This is a genomic window from Kitasatospora sp. NPDC101155, assembly GCF_044768305.1.
Lineage (GTDB): Bacteria > Actinomycetota > Actinomycetes > Streptomycetales > Streptomycetaceae > Kitasatospora.
This window is the reverse complement of the sequence record NZ_JBIWPN010000027.1, coordinates 64,611-80,611: the sequence shown is the minus strand read 5'-3', so window position 1 is coordinate 80,611 and position 16,001 is coordinate 64,611. Positions and strand designations below refer to the sequence as shown.

General features: G+C 72.1%; 13 protein-coding genes. 5 read left to right on the top strand and 8 right to left on the bottom strand.

What is annotated here, in order from left to right; all coding sequences use genetic code 11:
- Positions 1–4 precede the first annotated feature (4 nt).
- Positions 5–517 (bottom strand): DinB family protein, encoded by a 513-nt coding sequence (locus ACIRYZ_RS31245; RefSeq protein WP_398258625.1) that lies wholly within the window; start codon positions 515–517, stop codon positions 5–7.
- Between the two features lie 89 nt (positions 518–606).
- On the opposite strand from ACIRYZ_RS31245, the gene ACIRYZ_RS31240 reads away from it, so the two are divergent.
- Positions 607–1,530 (top strand): phosphotransferase family protein, encoded by a 924-nt coding sequence (locus ACIRYZ_RS31240; protein WP_402950705.1) that lies wholly within the window; start codon positions 607–609, stop codon positions 1,528–1,530.
- Positions 1,531–1,569: 39 nt separating this feature from the next.
- On the opposite strand, the gene ACIRYZ_RS31235 is transcribed toward ACIRYZ_RS31240, so the two are convergent.
- The 3 genes from ACIRYZ_RS31235 to ACIRYZ_RS31225 form a co-directional block, all read right to left on the bottom strand.
- Positions 1,570–3,000: a PQQ-binding-like beta-propeller repeat protein gene (locus tag ACIRYZ_RS31235; RefSeq protein ID WP_402950702.1), complete on the bottom strand. Its 1,431-nt coding sequence runs from the start codon at positions 2,998–3,000 to the stop codon at positions 1,570–1,572.
- Positions 3,001–3,105: 105 nt separating this feature from the next.
- A complete protein-coding gene (locus ACIRYZ_RS31230; RefSeq protein ID WP_402950699.1) occupies positions 3,106–5,580 on the bottom strand; it encodes an amidohydrolase family protein in 2,475 nt (824 codons plus the stop codon).
- 273 nt (positions 5,581–5,853) lie between these two features.
- Positions 5,854–6,876 (bottom strand): ArsR/SmtB family transcription factor, encoded by a 1,023-nt coding sequence (locus ACIRYZ_RS31225; RefSeq protein ID WP_402950696.1) that lies wholly within the window; start codon positions 6,874–6,876, stop codon positions 5,854–5,856.
- Positions 6,877–7,028: 152 nt separating this feature from the next.
- Between ACIRYZ_RS31225 and ACIRYZ_RS31220 the strand changes: the two genes are divergently transcribed.
- The 4 genes from ACIRYZ_RS31220 to ACIRYZ_RS31205 all read left to right on the top strand — a co-directional run bounded on the left by ACIRYZ_RS31220 (position 7,029) and on the right by ACIRYZ_RS31205 (position 12,206).
- On the top strand, positions 7,029–7,562 hold the full coding sequence (locus ACIRYZ_RS31220; protein WP_402950694.1) for a hypothetical protein: 534 nt from the start codon (positions 7,029–7,031) through the stop codon (positions 7,560–7,562).
- A 169-nt stretch (positions 7,563–7,731) separates the two neighbouring features.
- Entirely contained in the window at positions 7,732–8,400 is a 669-nt protein-coding gene (locus ACIRYZ_RS31215; RefSeq protein WP_402950692.1) for a cutinase family protein, read from the top strand.
- Between the two features lie 196 nt (positions 8,401–8,596).
- Positions 8,597–11,077, top strand: coding sequence for a penicillin acylase family protein (locus tag ACIRYZ_RS31210; protein WP_402950690.1), 2,481 nt, complete (start codon positions 8,597–8,599; stop codon positions 11,075–11,077).
- 40 nt (positions 11,078–11,117) lie between these two features.
- Positions 11,118–12,206 carry an alpha/beta hydrolase gene (locus ACIRYZ_RS31205; RefSeq protein WP_402950687.1) on the top strand — a complete coding sequence of 363 codons (1,089 nt, stop codon included), beginning with the start codon at positions 11,118–11,120 and terminating at the stop codon, positions 12,204–12,206.
- Positions 12,207–12,285: 79 nt separating this feature from the next.
- Here the strand turns inward: ACIRYZ_RS31205 and ACIRYZ_RS31200 are convergent, their stop codons facing one another.
- The 4 genes from ACIRYZ_RS31200 to ACIRYZ_RS31185 form a co-directional block, all read right to left on the bottom strand.
- Positions 12,286–13,356, bottom strand: a complete 1,071-nt coding sequence (locus ACIRYZ_RS31200; RefSeq protein WP_402950685.1) for a BTAD domain-containing putative transcriptional regulator — start codon at positions 13,354–13,356, stop codon at positions 12,286–12,288.
- Positions 13,357–13,530: 174 nt separating this feature from the next.
- A complete protein-coding gene (locus ACIRYZ_RS31195; RefSeq protein ID WP_402950682.1) occupies positions 13,531–14,910 on the bottom strand; it encodes a serine/threonine-protein kinase in 1,380 nt (459 codons plus the stop codon).
- Between the two features lie 12 nt (positions 14,911–14,922).
- A complete protein-coding gene (locus tag ACIRYZ_RS31190; protein WP_402950679.1) occupies positions 14,923–15,687 on the bottom strand; it encodes a serine/threonine protein kinase in 765 nt (254 codons plus the stop codon).
- 147 nt (positions 15,688–15,834) lie between these two features.
- Complete coding sequence (locus ACIRYZ_RS31185) at positions 15,835–15,981, bottom strand: hypothetical protein (protein WP_402950676.1); 147 nt, start codon at positions 15,979–15,981, stop codon at positions 15,835–15,837.
- Positions 15,982–16,001 lie beyond the last annotated feature (20 nt).

The following is a 16,001-nucleotide window of genomic DNA, read 5'->3' as shown; positions in this document are numbered from 1 at the left end:
GGCGCTAAACGCCGGTGGTGCCATCGATGCGTTCCCGGACCAGGTCGGCGTGGCCGTTGTGGCGGGCGTACTCCTCGATCATGTGGACGTAGATCCAGCGGAGGTTGACGTCCTGCTCCATGAAGCGGCCCGTATCGGTCAGCGCACGGTCAGCGCAGTGCTCGCGGGCGCGGGCGATCTCCGCGTGCCAGGTCGCGAGGGCGTCACTCAGGGCGGCGCCCGCAGCAAGGTCGAAGCCGCCGTCGGGGCCGTCCGGGTCGGCCTGCGGGTCGTAGATGGGCGGGGCCTGTTCTCCGGCGAGCACGCGGCGGAACCAGTTCCGCTCCACCTCCGCCATGTGCTGGACCAGGCCGGTCAACGTGAAGCCGGACGGCGGCACGGACGCGACGGCGGCCTGCTCATCGTCCAGACCCTCGCACTTCATGGCCAGTGTGGTGCGGTGAAAGTCGAGCCAGCTTTCAAGCGTCGTGCGCTCGTCGGCGTTCAGGGGCGGCATAGGGCGATCGATGGCGCTCATCGGTCGATTATCGCCAGCGGCCGAAGCCGTCGACAGGCGGGGCCTCACTACAGGGCGAACGTTGCCTGATGCGGCACTAGCATGCACGGGTGAACCTTTCGCATCTCGGTGAGCCGATCGGGCCGATGATCCGTGTCCACGGCGGGTTCGCCAACCGGATGTACCGGCTCGACACCGACCAAGGGTCGTTCGCGGTGAAGGAGTTGAACCTCGTCGACCGCCGCTTGACCTATCGCGTCGAGGACGTGTTCAGGTTTGAGCGGTCGGCCTTCGTCGCCGGCATCCCGATGCCAGAGCCGATCTCGGCCAGCCACGACACGCTCGTTCACCGATGGGTCGAGGGAGAGAAGGTGCCCGAAGCACCGGTGTCGGCGGCGTACGCGTTCGAGATCGGTGGAATCCTCGCGCGCATCCACGCGCTCGACGTCGCGTGGACCCATGTGTCGATCGAGGACCCGACGGCACGGGACTGGCCCGAGCTCGCCGCGCGGGCGGTGGCGACCGGACAGCCGTGGGCCGACGAACTCGCCTCTCACGTCGGGACGTTCCTCGCGATTGCCTACTTCGTCGACACCTGCGAACGGCCGGGCCCCGTCGTGCTGACCCACAAGGACATCCGACCGTGGAACCTGCTGGCCCGAGAGGGTCGGCCGGTGGTGCTCGACTGGGAGCTCTCGGGGATGCTCGACCTGTCCACTGAGCTCGGCTCGACCGCGCTGAGCCTCGCGAAGGGGCCTGGCTTCGACGACATCGAGCCCGCCGTCTTCCGCTCGGTCCTCGACGGCTATGTCGCGGGGGGCGGAGCGCTGCCGCCGTCGGGTCCGAGCTGGTTCGTGTTCATGATCGCCGGCTGGCTGGGGCACACGAGGTGGAACATCCTCCGGTGCCTCGCCGGTGTCGAGGCGGGCACCGGCCCTGACCTCGCGCTGTCGCACGAGTCCGTGCGCAACGGCGTGCGCGGCCTCCCCGACCTGTTCGGCCGACTTCCGGAGTTCGAGGCGCTGCTCCTGTGACAGAGACCCGACCGTGCGTGTGCTCAGGGCCGGGTCAGCTCACGGGGGCGGCGTAGATGTCCGCGTTCTGCTGAAGGTAGAGACCGCGAACACGGTTCCGTCGGCGGCCGTGACGGCCCCGATGTCGCGCTCGCCAGGTGTCTTGGCGCTCCACCGGGGCGTGCCGTCGTCGAGGTTCCCCGCGTACAGCGTGCTCGGGGACTCCATCGTGCAGTAGAAGCCGTTCGCATCCGTGGCGAAGACCTCCCGGGCCAGCGGTGGCGGCGTGATGTAGGTCCATTTGCTCGTGCCGTCGAGGCAGTTGACGGCCTGCATCTCGTTCTTGTCCGCCGTCAGGACCAGCCCGCCGGCGATGGCGATGACCGCGGGCTGGTTCGGGCGGGTCCAGACGGCCTGCTTGCGGCTGATGGACCATCCGGTCATACGGGACCCGTCCTTGCCCATCGTGAGGCAGAGCACGTCACCGCTGGCCGCGACCGGGGCTCCGACGGCGGACGTGAGGGTCCAGGTGTCCGTCCCGGTCGCGAGGTCGAAGCCGTCGGCGGTCTTGCCGTTCCACAGGTAGAGCGTTGAGCCTTCCGTCACCGCGTAGGCGCTCCTGAAGTCGGGATTCGTCCACCTCGCGGAGCCGGTGTCGGTGTCCAGGGCGACCGTCCCCTTGTTCAGCAGCAGAACGAGGGTCTTCGCGGAAGGTACGGGCACCAGGAACCAGGCGAAGTCGGTGGCCGGGTAGTGCCAGAGCGGCTTCAGATTCGACGTGGGGGACGCGGCGGGCGGCGTTGGTCGCGGCGATGTGCCGGTCGACGAGCAACCAGGCCGTGCCGCCGGTGGCGGCGAGCGCGCCGCCGGCGAGGAAGAGCCGCCGGGACAGCCGGCCCAGGGCCCGGCGGCGTTCCGTCGGGGCGGGCGTCGTGGTGGGCGTAGGTGCGGGCTCGGGGTCGGGCGCGCGGTCGGGCGCCCGGCGCCCGCTCGACGGGGGGTGCGACCGGGCGCGTGCGCTCCCCGGTAGCCGACCGTCAGGCCGCCCGCGTGGATCGCGACCAGCGCCTCGGCCAGGGCGGCCCCGACGGCCCGGATCGTGTGCTCGGGCAGCGGCCCGAACCGGCCGACCACCGTCGCCAGCGAGGGCCCGGAGACGTAGGAGGTGGCCAGCCACGGCAGCGCGGCCTCGGCGTCGGCGTCGATCACGGGGGCGGTGTGGTCACTGCCGACCGAGCGGGCCGCGGCCACCTCGCGCCGGAACCGACGGCGGAACTCCGGGTCGTCGGCGAACTCGGCGCGGACCACCTTCACCGCCACGGTCCGCCCCTGCGCGGAGCGCGCCAGGTAGACCCGGCCCATGCCGCCGGCGCCGAGCTTGGCGAGGAGCCGGTACGGTCCGATCGTCTCGGGGGCGTCCGGGGCGAGCGGTCCGATGCTCGCTAAAGCGGGTGATGGTATGGATAACGGATGGTAGTTCAGTGCCTCCACGGCGGGATCGTGGCTCAGCCCCCATGGGCCCCTGGCCGACGAGAGCGCGACGATGCCACGGAACAGGCACATCGTCAGCTCTCCTCATGGGAAAGGATTTGGTCATCAAGGCGCGCAGCAGCCGTCGCGCCGCAGGGCCTCGCCGACCGCGAGCCAGTCCTCGTCCCGGCCCGCCGACCGCGCTGCCACCTGGGCCTGCCCGGCGCCGCCCACCAGGTCCGCGCGCCGGTACACGACACCGTCCCGCATCACCCACGAGGTCCGGACCAGGTCCGTGAAGTCGCGGAACGGGTCCCCGTCGACCACCGTCAGGTCCGCGAGTTTGCCCGGCTCCACCGTCCCGAGGTCGTCCTGCACCCCGAACAGCCGCGCCGGCGCCACCGTGGCCGTGCGCAGCGCCTGCGCCGGTGACAGGCCCGCGTACTGGTGCAGGGCGCGCAGGCCGAGGTGAAGGTGGAGGCCGACGGGCGTGATCGGGCAGTCCGTGCCCAGGGCCAGCGATCCGCCGTCCGCGAGGATCCTCCGATAGACGTCCGTTTCCATCCGCACGGCCCGGCGCTGCGCCTCCGTGGGCGCCGTCGCCGCCTGGCGCTGCACGCCGGCGGCGTCCCACGGCGGCATCAGGGTGGTCACCCGGGCGTCCTGCGCGAGCGTCGGATCGTCACCGAGCAGGTAGGCCGCCGAGAACGGGGTGATGATGATCGCGAAGTCCCCGCCGCGGTAGATCTCGTGGACGTCCTGGTAGGCGCGCCCGGTGGGCGAGACCGCCCGGCCGTACTCCTGCCGCTGGGTGGCCGACAGGTGGGTCGTCAGGTCCTGCCCCACCTGCGCCCCGGGGGTCAGCAAGTGGCTGCCGGCCGGCACCCCGAGGCGCTCGTGCGCCGTTCGCGCCGCCTCGGCCATGATCCAACCCGGGGCCCTTACATAGGTCTTGACGAAGTCGTAGTCCAGCGCCTCCGCGCGTTCCAGGCTGCGCCGCACCCCGTCGGCGGTGCGGTGGGCCCGGCCCATGCTGTAGGCGACCCGGCTGCCGTCGAGCAGCTCGCCGGTCGTCAGGAACCGGGGCCCGTCCATGACCCCGGCGTCGACGGACTCGCGGATGCGCGCCTGCTCGTAGGCGAAGCCGCCCATGGAGGCGGTGCCGGTGATCCCGTAGGCGAGCATCAGGCGGGACTGACGGCCGCCGTAGGTGTTCTGGTAGGGGTGGGTGTGGGAGTCCCACAGGCCCGGCAGGACCGTGCAGCCGGTGGCGTCGACCAGCCGCTCGCCCGAGCGCCGTGCGCCCGGGCGGTGCGGTTCGACGGCGGTGATGCGGTTGCCGGAGACGACGATGTCGACGTCCTCGCGGACGTTCTCGCCCGTGCCGTCCCACAGCCGGGCCGCGTGGATGCGGGTGACGTCGGAGCGCGGCGGCAGGGCGCGGGCCGTGCGCAGCGGGAGGGGGACGGTGCGCCGGTCGGCGCCGTCGAGGCCGGTCAGCCGCAGCTGCCCGTTCGAGAGGTGGAGCAGCCGGGCGGAGTCGCCGGACCAGGACGGGTGGTCGGCTGCCTCGACGGTGATCCGTCGGGCCTCGCGCGCGGGCGTGCCGTCCGGCTCGACCGGCAGCACCCACAGTGCGGACTCCACCACGAGTGCCAGCCACTTGCCGTCGGGGGACCAGACCGGACCGCTGTCGCAGCGGTCGGCGACGGAGGTGTCCGGCAGGGGGAGGAAGGACCTTGAGGAACCGTCCCGGGTGTCGAGCACGCGGATGACGTTGTAGCCCTCGCGGAAGCGGTGGTTGAGGCGATTGCGGTCGCACAGTGCGATGTAGCGGCCGTCCGGGGACCAACTGGGCCTCCCGGGAAGGCCGTTGCCGCCGAATGGCGGGGTGGGCCGGCTCTCCGCCCCGGTGGCGAGGTCGACGACGAGGAGGTTGCCCAGCACGTCCTGGCAGGCCAGCCGCGTGCCGTCGGGCGAGAGCGCCGGGTTGAAGCGGCCGCCCCCGGCGAGGACCGTGTCGGCCCCGTCCTCCAGCATCAGGCGGTGCACCGCGCCCAGGCCGTCGCCGTTCCCGTCGTACACGTACAGGATGCTGCGCCCGTCCCGGCTCCACGACGGCATCTGCACGTAGTGGGCGGGGGCCGCCTGGAAGAGCTTGCGCGGCCGCCCTCCGATCGGCATCAGCCACAGCGCGTTGAGCGCGCAGAAGACGACGGACCGCCCGTCCGGTGAGAGTGCGGGCAGGTGGACACCGCGCACGTCCCGCTCGGCGGTGGCATCGAAGTCGCGTACCTTGCGCCGGTACTCGGGCCGTGGCACCTCCAGCCGCGCGGTGAACGGGATCTCCTTCGCGGTGCTCAGCGTGGGGGAGCGGTCGGTGATCCGGCCGTCGGCGAAGTAGACGATCCCGCCGTCGGGAGTCCAGGCGGGCGCAGCGGTGAGACGTCCTCGTCGCCGGAGACCACCTCGCCGTCGACGACCAGCGAGGAGCTCGCCGCCTGGTAGGAGGTGGCGGCGGAGGCGCCGGGCGCCCGGCGCGTCCGCCCCCTCGGCCCCGGCGGCCGCCGCGACCGGCCCGAACGCCGCACCGGCGCCCACCAGGGCCGCCGCCCCGATGAACCCCCGCCGGCTGAACTCCCGCCCGTGCTCGTCCCTGCGAAGCGACGCACCCGTTCCCTTCCGGCCACCCGTGAACCCGGCCCCGACGCATCCGTACCCGGCCCCGACGGCCAGGCGTGTTCGACATGTCCATTATCGTTCGGGGTCGACCGGGGGAGCGCGTCTTTCGAGGTTCCGGGGTGTCAACATCCGGCGACCATCGGGTCTTTCACCGCACGGGTCACCCGCGCTCCGGTGTGCCGATCCGCCGGCTCACCGCCGACGCTGCGTGGACGGGGCGGGTCGCGGTGCCGGAGCCTGCGCCGCGGCGAGCAGCCGATGGCCGAGCAGCGTGCAGCTGTGCCGCACCGCCCGGCCGGCCCGCACCGTGCTGACCAGCCCGGCCCGCCGCAGCGCCCGGGCGTGCTCGGAGGCGCTGGCCACCGAGATGCCCAGCTCCCGGGCGAGCTGACTGGTGGTCGGCTCGCGCAGGGTCAGCCGCAGGACCGCGGACCGGGTCCGGCCGAGCAGGGCCGCCACCGGCTCGTCCGGGTCCGCCCCCGGTGCGGGCGACTCCTCGGCGAGGTAGGGCAGCGGGGTGAGCGCCGGGTACACCAGTAGCAGCGATCCGTCCGGCAGCGGGCCGCACAGCGGCTCGCCGGTCCACTGCGCGGACGGCAGCAGCAGAACGCCGCCGCCCTCCAGGCGGTACTCCACCTGCTTGGCGACCGCGATCTCCAGCGTGCTGCCGCGCCACCGGCTGCCCGGATGGAGGCCGGCCAGCATCCCGCGCAGCCCCTGCTCACGCTGCACCTGCCCGCGCCAGGCGACGTCGGTGTCGAAGCCGGCGCGCAGCCGCGGCCAGACTGTCTCGACCAGCGCCGCGTGGGCGGCGCGCAGGCTGCCCTCCAGGTACTGCCAGGCCTGCCGGTCCTCGCTCGCCAGGCCCCGCATCAGTGGGGTGACGGGCAGCCCGTTGCGGCAGACGCGATCGAGCTCGCTGCGGACGAGTGTGTTGGTGGAGGAGCGCACCGACTCCAGCCCGTGCGCCAGGTCGGTGCTGAGCGGATCGAGGAAGAACGGCCCCGCGCCGCTCGCCGGGACCAGCTCGCGCAGCGGCGCGACGGACCGCCCGGCCGTGGCACCCAGCAGGCGGTGCCGGCGGGCGAACGCCGGTCCCACATCACGCCGTTGCAGCATGGCGACGGCCAGTTCGAGCTCCATCAGCGGCGCCGGACCGTCCGCGAACCGGGTGCCGAGCAGGTCCTCGGCCGTGAAGTGGATCCGCAGTACCATGCCCCGCCTCCCCACGCGCGCCCGGGCTTTCGGCTCAGGCCGAAAGCATCGCGCCGGTGCCGCCGCGGTCCGACGATACCCAGGGCACGGCCGCGGCGGCAGTGGGCTGCCGAGCGGCCGTCCGGTCCCGACTCGGCTCCCAGGAGGCTTCCATGCGCATGCCGTCGTACCTCACCCGACCGGCCGCCCTCGGCGCGACCCTGGCGACGGCGGTCCTGCTGCTGGCCGCCCCGGCCGCGCAGGCCGACGGCGATCACGGCTGGCAGCCGTACCACGGTCAGGACTCCGACGCGCCTGCCGGGACGGTCTGCCCGTTCCACCTGTACATCACCGACCTGCTCGACCAGGAGGAGACCAAGACCGTCACCCGCTACCCCGACGGCTCACCCGAGAAGGTGCTCTGGCGTGGGCCGCTGATCCTGCGCTACACCAACGTGGACACCGGCGCCCACGTCGACCGCGACCAGAGCGGCCGGGCCACCGAGTACCGCCGGCCGGACGGCAGCACGCTGTGGGAGGTCCCGAAGGCTTCGCACATCTCCGCCCGGGTCCACCCCGGCAACCCGTACCTCGCGGCCGGTGCCTACCTGTTCAGCGGCGGCGCGGTGCTGCTGGTGCACCCGGACCACCAGGTCGAGGCGCTGGTCCAGCACCGGGTGGAGAACCTCTGCCAGACCCTCGCCTGACCGGCCACCGGGGGCCGCCCGCGACAGGGGTGCGGGCGGGTCCCGGCGACGTGACGGTGCACTTCATCGGGATGTCATCGGTCGCTGCCACTGTCGTCCGGTGACCTCGGCCGGGCGCGTACCGCATCGGAGAGCGGACGCGTAGGCCGACTGCGTGGAGAGGATCGCAATGCGAGCACGAAGGATCGCGGCCGCGTCGGCCGGAGTCCTGCTGACGGTCGGACTGACGGTGGCGCAGGGGGCCACGGCGCAGGGGGCCACCGCACGAGTGGCCGCTCCGTGCGAGGGCACCTACACGATCGTCGTCGGGGGCACCGGCAGCTCCTGGAACAACGACGGTTTCTACGGCAACATCCAGCAGCACGTCGGGTACCCCACCCAGATCCCCAACGGCGCGAGCGCGCGGGCGGGCGTCAACGAGCTGAACCGGCTGGTCCGCGACCAGCGCGCCGCCTGCCCGGACCAGCACGTGAAGATGGCCGGGTACTCCCTGGGCGCCGGGGTGGTGCACATCTGGGTCACCGAGAACTGGCAGACGTTCGGCAACGTCAACGCGATCCTCATCGCGGACCCCAAGCGCCAGGGCCCTCCCGGTGCCAACGGCGGAGCCGTGCCGTTCGGCGGCATCATCGGCGCTCCGCTGGCCGGCGCCGACAAGTTCTTCGGCAACGTGCCCGTTAAGACGATCTGCCACTGGGACTACGTCTGCGACGAGTCCGCCGGGATCTGGACCTACCCGAACAACCACATCAAGAACTACCCCGAAGACTTCAACATGGATCACCACAACGACAGCGCCAACGAGGTCTGGTACAACGGCGCCTGGTATCCCGCGTAACCACCGAACGCCCCTCGGCCGAGTCCGTTGGCCGAACCCCTCACCACCTGTCAGCGGCCCGGAACATCCGGCCACCGACAGGTGGTGATCTGTTGTGCGCGGCCCGGGGAGCGGCCCGTTCATCGGGATGTCATCGGTCCTTCCTAGCGTGACAGCGTTCAGACAACTACCTGGACCACAGGGGAAGGACGGCGCGATGGCACGGAGGAAACCCAAAACGAGGCTGCCGCTGGCGGTCATGGCCGCGGTGGCGTTGATGAGCACGATAGCGGCCACCGGGGCACCGGCCACCGGGGCACCGGCCGCTGGAGCGGGGCCGGACAAGCCGACGATCCGCTACACCGAGTACGGGATCCCGCACATCATCGCCTCGAACTGGGAGGGGCTGGGCGAGGGTTACGGCTACGCCGCGGCCAAGGACAACATCTGCACCCTGGCCGACACCTATCTGATGGTCAACGCCCAGCGGTCCCGCTATCTGGGGGCCGACGGCAAGGCGAGCCCCGGCCAGAACCAGAACAGCACCACCAATCTCAACAGCGACCTGTACTTCCAGCGGATCAACGACAACCGGGTGGTGGAGCGGCTGATCGACCAGCCCGCCCCCAACGGGCCGGAGCCGGAGGTCAAGGAGGGCATCCGCGGCTACGTCCAGGGCTACAACAGGTACCTGGCCGAGACCGGCGTGAACAACATCTCCGACCCGGCCTGCCGCGGCGCGGCCTGGGTGCGGCCGATCACGGAGCTGGACGTCTACCGGCACGCGCACGCCGAGATCATCATGGGCAGCGCCGATCCGCTGCTGGACGGCGAGGTGAACGCCGCACCCCCGGGGGCCTCGGCCACCGCCGCGCCGCCCGGCGCCCCGCAGCCGGCGGTCTCACCCGAGGAGACCGCGACGAAGATCCGCGAAGCGATGGCCGCCAGCCGGCAACAGGGCAGCATGGGCAGCAACGCCCTGGCGATCGGCTCCCAGGGTGTGTCCGGGGGCACCAGCATGCTGCTGGCCAACCCGCACTTCCCCTGGCAGGGCAAGAACCGGATGTGGCAGAGCCAGCTGACCATCCCGGGAAGGATCAACGTCTCCGGGGCCAGCCTGCTCGGCCTGCCCGCGGTGAACATCGGGCACACCGACGACGTCGCCTGGAGCCACACCGTCGCCACGGTGGCCCCGTTCGGGCTGTTCGACGTGCAGGTGGACCCGCTGCACCCGACCAACTACCTGGTGGACGGCACCTGGCAGCCGATGACCTCGCAGCAGGTCGGCGTCGACGTGCTGAACCCGGACGGCTCCGTCGGCAGGGTCGCCAGGACGATGTGGTCCACCCGCTACGGCCCGATCACCACGTCGATGCAGGGCGTCCCGCTGCCCTGGGTGGTGAGCGCGCACGCGGTGCGCGACGCGAACATGGACAACCTGCGGGCGTTGAACACCTGGTTCCATCTCGACCAGGCCAAGGACGTCAACGACGTGGTGAACACCCTGGAGACCACCGAGGGCGTGCCCTTCTTCAACACCGTCGCCTCCGACCGCAAGGGCAACGCGCTGTACGCGGACATCCAGGCCACCCCGAACATCACCGACGCCCACGCGCAGTCGTGCCTCACCATGACCGGCCAAGTGCTGTTCAACCAGCAGCTGCGGCTGCCCAACGTGCCGCCGATCTCCATCTTCGACGGCAAGCGCAGCGAGTGCGACTGGCCGAACGACCCGAACGCGGTCGCGCCGGGACTGCTGGACCCGCACAAGCAACCGCGCCTGATCCGCTCCGACTTCGTCGGCAACGCCAACGACAGCGCCTGGCTCGCCAACCCCGAGCAGCCGCTGTCCTTCCCCAGGGTGATGGGCGACACGGCCGCGCCGCGGTCGCTGCGCACCCAGGAGCTGATCCTGACCGCGCAGAACCGGATCAACGGCACCGACGGCCTGGCGGGCCGGGGCTTCACGCCGGAGAACATGCGGCAGCTGCTGTTCGCCGACAACAGCAGGGCGGCCGCCCTCGCCCTCAACGCCACGGTGAGCATGTGCCAGAGCGTCCCGTTCGGGCTCGTCCTGGTGGACGGCAACCTGGTCAACGTGAGTGAGGCGTGCCCGGTCCTGGCCGCCTGGAAGGACCACAAGTACACGGCGGACAGCCGGGGTTCCTGGCTGTTCGAGAACTTCTGGGCCTACCTGAGCAACGGCCAGGCGATCGAGAAACTGCCGTGGCGGGTTCCTTTCGACCCCAAGGACCCGGTGCACACGCCCAATTCGCTGGACCCCGGAAGCTCCGCCGTCCGCGACGCGCTCGCCCGGGCGGTCCTCGCGCTGCGCAACGCGGGCATCGCGCTGAACGCGCCGCTGTCGGACGTCCAGAAGATCACCCGCAACGGCGAACAGATCCCGATCCACGGCTCGATCCACGAACTGGGCGTGCTGAACGTGGTCACGCCCGGCATGGTCGACGGCAAGCTGGACATCGTCTTCGGATCCAGTTTCATCCAGCAGACGCAGTTCACCGCCGACGGCCCGCCCCAGTCCTCCTCGGTGCTGGCCTACTCCCAGTCGGCCAACCCGAACTCGCCGCACTATTCCGATCAGACGAAGCTGTTCTCGGCCGGCGGGTGGGTGACCGAACGGTTCACCGAGGACCAGATCGCGGCCTCACCAGCCCTGGAGGTCAAGGTCCTTGACTGAGGCAGCGCCGCGCACGACAACGCTCAGGAGGGGGAACATCGTGACGAGGACACTCAAACGCTGGCGAACGGTGGTGGCGCTGCTCGCCGCCGTCGTCGGGATCGTGGCAACGGCCACGACGACCGCTCCGGCCCAGGCCGCCACCGGCACCGGGGCGCCGCCGAGGATGGCGGACGGGTTCGGCCTGACCCAGGTCGACCCGGCCGTGGGCGGTGCCACCAACTTCTACCTCACCGTGACCACACCCGAGGTCACGGGCAAGCACCACATCAAGATCATCCTGCCGAGCGGCTACTACGACGACCCGGCCAGGCGCTACCCCGTGCTGTACTTCCTGCACGGCTCGCCCGACGACCCCGTCCACCAGAACTATCCGGCGCTGACCACCTCGAACGCGATGATCACCGTCATCCCGGACGGCGGCGCCCGGGGCTGGTACGCCAACTGGCTCAACCAGAACACCCAGCTCGGAGCCCAGAACTGGGAGAACTTCCACCTCAAGCAGGTGATCCCGTTCATCGACGCGAACCTGCGGACCATCGCCACCAAGAAGGCCAGGGCCGTCGCCGGTGTCTCCATGGGCGGGTTCGGAGCCCTCCACTACGCCCAGGACCACCCCGAGCTGTTCAGCCAGACCGCGTCCCTGTCCGGGGACATCGACCTGTCGGTCGACTCCATGGACCTGCGGCTGGCCGTCGTCGCCTCCCTCATCGACGGGCAGGGCGCCATCTGCGGTTCGGCGTCCGGTGTCTGCGACCCCGCGAACGATCCCTACAAGCCCGGCGTGGACAGCGACGCCCTGTTCGGTACGCCCTACCCGGTGTTCAACGCGGACTGGCGGTGGAACGAGGCCGACCCGTCACAGCACATGGACAAACTCGCCGGAGTCGGGGTCTCCATCTACGTGGGCAACGGACACGGCTCGGCCACCGACCTGGAGTTCTGGCTCGAAGGCGCCTCCAAACACGTCAAGGACCACATGGACGCCCTGGGCATGCCCTACTACTACGTCGACTACGGCGACGGCTCCGCCTGGGGCACCCAGTGCAACGGCGGCCACAACGGCGGCTGTTGGGAACAGGACCTCCGGGACCTGATCCCTCGGCTGGAACGGGCCTTCGCCTCCTGACCGTCGCGTCCTGACCGTGCGCAACCGCCGGGGCTCCACCGGGCACCACCCGATGGAGCCCCGGCCTTCGTCGGAACGGTCAGCGGGTGGCTCCGGTGAGGCCGAGGCCGGCCTCGTCCCCGCGCAGGATCATCTGGCACGTCCGCCGCAGCATCCGACTCGGCGGAACCCCCAGGTCGTCGGCCAGCCGGCGGCGGGCGCGGTCGAACACGGCCAGTGCGTCGGCCTGTCGGCCGCCGCGGTACAGCGCACGCATCAGCAGCGCGGCCAGCGGCTCGTTCAGGGGATGTTCCGTGGACAGGGCGATCAGCTCGGCGATCGCCTCGGAGCACCGGCCCAGCCCCAGCTGCCACTCCACCTTCCGCTGCGCGACGGTGATCCTGCGCTCGGCGAGCCGCAGCCGCTCCAACTCGGCGAGCGGGCCGGGCAGGCCGGCCAGGAGCTCCCCGCGAAACAGCTCCAGCGCCTGGGAACAGAGACGGACCGCCTCGGCCGGTTCGCCCGTCCGATGGGCCGTCCCGGCGTCGGTGACCAGACTCTCCATGCGCGCCAGGTCCACTTCGGCCGCGCCGGAGACCAGACGGTAGCCACACCGGTCGTGCTCGATCACCGAGTCCGGGCTGTCCCCGATGCGCAGGGTCTTGCGCAGCCGGTAGATGTGGACGGGCACCACGTTCGTGACCGGCGGCTCCGACCCCCACACCCCGTCGAGCAGTTCCTGCTGGCTGACGGTCCGCCCCGCGCGCAGCGCCAGCGCCGCCAGCACGGCTTGCTGGCGCAGGTGCCCCAGGTCCAGCGGCCGCCCGTCCTGCCATGCCCGCAGCGGTCCGAGCACGGAGATCCGCACCCTCGGTGTGGCCGCTCGGCCGGCGGCGCTGCGCGGCACCGGGCTCACCGCCTGCGTGCGGGGGCCGCAGCCGGGGGCGACCAGCCCGCAGTCGAAGGCGTGGACGATGGCGGCGGCCCGGTCGCGCAGCCCGAGCTTCACGAGGATCCGCGCGAGGTGTCCGGCCACGGCGTCCTCGGGGATGGCGAGGGTGGCGGCGATCTCGTCGTCCCTCAGGCCGCAGCCGACTGCGTGGAGCACCTCGTGCTCGTGCTGCCCGAGCACGGCGGCGCTCGGCCGGTTGGTGGTGGCGGTCGTCGGCATCGCTGCTCCCTGGGCTCTGGGCCGGCCGGTCTGGCGGAGGCCGTCGACACGGTAGTAAGGGGAGCGACGGGCGAGGAATCCGGAACGATCCGGAGGCGCGCGCACGACGGTCCGCGCCGGACGGGCGCACGCGGGTGATCACCACCCGGTCGGTGGCGGGAGCTCACGGCTCGGTCAGGGGCAGCGGGCGAGGCTGGGGCGGTCCTTGGTGCGGACGGCGGGAAGCCAGGCGGTGGTGGGGCCGGGGAGGTGGACGCGGTACCAGATGGTCGAGCTGATGTCCTCCTCGTTGATGATGGGGAGACCGGTGGGGAGTTGGCAGTCGGCGTCGAGGGTGTCGTCGTTCCAGACGCGCGTGGTGACGACGTTGCCGGCGGTGTAGGGGCGCTGGGGGTCGACGGCGAGGCCGAGGCTGCACTCGGGGTCGCGGTCGGTGCGGCCCTGGCAGCCGTGTTCGGCGTTGAAGACCTTGATGCGGACGAAGTGCCCGGGTGGCTCGGGCTGTGGCCAGAGGGCGGCGGCGGTGGCGGCGGCCGTGGCGCAGGTGGCGAGGGCGAGCAGGGCGGTGCGCGGCCGTGGGCGGCGGGGGCGGTGGGGCCGGCGGCCGGACTGGTGGGCGCGGATGCGGGAGAGCAGGCTCTCGGCGGTGTGCGGGGCGCGGGCGGCGTGGGTGGGGGCGAGGCAGTCGGCGGCGAGCGCGCGCCAGAACGGGGGGACGGCGGGGGCCAGGCGCAGCGCGGCGCGGCCTTCCGCGTACTGCTGGGCGGCGGCGCCGCGGGCGGTGGGGGTGGCGCCGGGGAAGGGCGGGACGCCGGCGGCGAACACCTCGTGGATCACCACGCCGAGCGCCCAGATGTCGGCGGTGGTACGGATCTTGACTCCGTGTTCGCCGAGTGGCGCCTTCCAGCGTTCCGGCGGGAGGTAGTCGGGGGTGCCCATGGGGGCGGAGTGGCCGTGGGTGCCGGTGAGTTCGATGGCGAGGCCGAAGTCGGAGAGTCGGACCTCGCCGTCCCGGCCGATGAGGACGTTCTCGGGCTTCAGATCGGTGTGGACCCAGCCGGAGCGGTGCAGATGGGCCAGGCCCTCGCAGATGCCCGCGACGATCCGGCCGCCCCGGTCCTCGTCGACGCCGGTGGCGAGCAGGTCGCGCAGGGTGCACCGGGCGCGTTCCATGACCAGGACGATCGCGCCGTCGAGCGCGGGGTGCTCGGGGGCGGCCAGGACGAGGGTGTCGAGCAGGCGGACCAGTCGGGGGTGGGGGACGGTGCGGGCCAACTCGGCTTCGCGGCGGGCGGCTTCGGCGACCTGGCGGGCCTGGCGGGGGGCGAGTCCGGCGGTCGGCAGCACCTTGAGGGCGACCGTGTCGTCCCCACTGGCGGTGTCGTCCGGAGCGTGTGAACGGTCCGAGCCGGCCGTGTCCTCGGTTCGGCGGGCGGCGTACACGGTCGCCCAGCCGCCTTCGCCGATGAGCCCGGTGACGGTCCAGTCGCCGACCCGGTGGCCGGGCGGCAGCAGGTCCTCGCCTTCCCCGCCAAGGGCCAGGTCGTGCACCATCGACACCCCTCCCTACCGTCCGGGCTCGGCCGCTTCGGGGCGCGGCAGGAGTGCGAGGTGCTCCTCGCGGACGATGCCGAACTTCAGGGCGAGCCCGACGACGGCCTCGCGCTTGCCGTTGCGGCGGTCCGCGCGGCCCGCGCCGTCCGGCAGGTCGATGCGGAGCTTCTCGTCGGCCAGGTAGTCGAGGTGCGAGCTGACCGCGCGGGCGGTGAGCCGAGCGCAGGCGGGGTGGGCGCGCAGCCGCGCGACCACCTGGGGGGTGGTGGGCACGGCGGCGGGGGAGTGGTCGCGCAGCCACGGCTCGCAGAGCGCGACCAGTACGAGGAAGTAGGTGGCGGTCTCGTCCAGCGAGTACGCCGTCATGGTGCGGCTCTCCCAGGAGCCGACGCGGGCGTGCGGGTCCAGGTAGACGTGGTCGGGCGCGAACACCTGGAAGGACAGCGGGGTTTCACGCCGCGAGGGCAGCACCACCCGGGAGAACTCGAAGGGGATCGGCGCGCCGATCCGCCGCGGCGGCACCCGCAGGTACTCGCCGGCGCCCTCCGGGTTCTCCACCAGGTAGGCGTGGGTGTTGCTGAGGTTGCTCAACTGCCAGTGGTCGTCGGTCGCGTGGATCTCGCCGGCCAACCGGGAGACCGTCTCGTCGCCGAGGCGCAGCTCCACCGGCGTGCCGACGGAGCCGCGGCCGAAGCGCGCCCGCTCTCCCGGACCGAGCCGCAAGGTCACCGCGTCGTCGCCGTTCCCCTCCGGCAGGTGGACGAGAATGCCGCTCATCGTTCCCCCGTACCGCGCACCGCTGTCCCGTTCCGCATGCCGACCGTTCCCCCTGACGGACGAACGTTACCTCTTTGAGCATGACAATAAACCGCCCGGTGGCGCACGCCACGTGACGGGGGAGCGGGGGAGCGGGCGGACGGGCACTCAGAGCATCGGCGCCCCCGAGCGCAGCGGCGCCCTGCGCTGATCCAGGCCGGTGGGCGCCACGTTGGCGGCACGGCCCGGGAGCGGGAGCACGAGTGCTCCCGCTCCGGCCGCCCGCAGCAGGCGGCGCCTGCTGATCGGGGACATGGTCTTGCTCCAGGGGACTA

What these genes read in the sequence shown, in the direction of transcription:
- ACIRYZ_RS31220 (WP_402950694.1), top strand. Translation starts at nt 7,029, where the DNA reads ATGCGCATGCCGTCGTACCTCACCCGACCGGCCGCCCTCGGCGCGACC.
- ACIRYZ_RS31215 (WP_402950692.1), top strand. Translation starts at nt 7,732, where the DNA reads ATGCGAGCACGAAGGATCGCGGCCGCGTCGGCCGGAGTCCTGCTGACG.
- ACIRYZ_RS31195 (WP_402950682.1), bottom strand. Translation starts at nt 14,910, where the DNA reads ATGGTGCACGACCTGGCCCTTGGCGGGGAAGGCGAGGACCTGCTGCCG.
- ACIRYZ_RS31200 (WP_402950685.1), bottom strand. Translation starts at nt 13,356, where the DNA reads ATGCCGACGACCGCCACCACCAACCGGCCGAGCGCCGCCGTGCTCGGG.
- ACIRYZ_RS31210 (WP_402950690.1), top strand. Translation starts at nt 8,597, where the DNA reads ATGGCACGGAGGAAACCCAAAACGAGGCTGCCGCTGGCGGTCATGGCC.
- ACIRYZ_RS31185 (WP_402950676.1), bottom strand. Translation starts at nt 15,981, where the DNA reads ATGTCCCCGATCAGCAGGCGCCGCCTGCTGCGGGCGGCCGGAGCGGGA.
- ACIRYZ_RS31190 (WP_402950679.1), bottom strand. Translation starts at nt 15,687, where the DNA reads ATGAGCGGCATTCTCGTCCACCTGCCGGAGGGGAACGGCGACGACGCG.
- ACIRYZ_RS31245 (WP_398258625.1), bottom strand. Translation starts at nt 517, where the DNA reads ATGAGCGCCATCGATCGCCCTATGCCGCCCCTGAACGCCGACGAGCGC.
- ACIRYZ_RS31225 (WP_402950696.1), bottom strand. Translation starts at nt 6,876, where the DNA reads ATGGTACTGCGGATCCACTTCACGGCCGAGGACCTGCTCGGCACCCGG.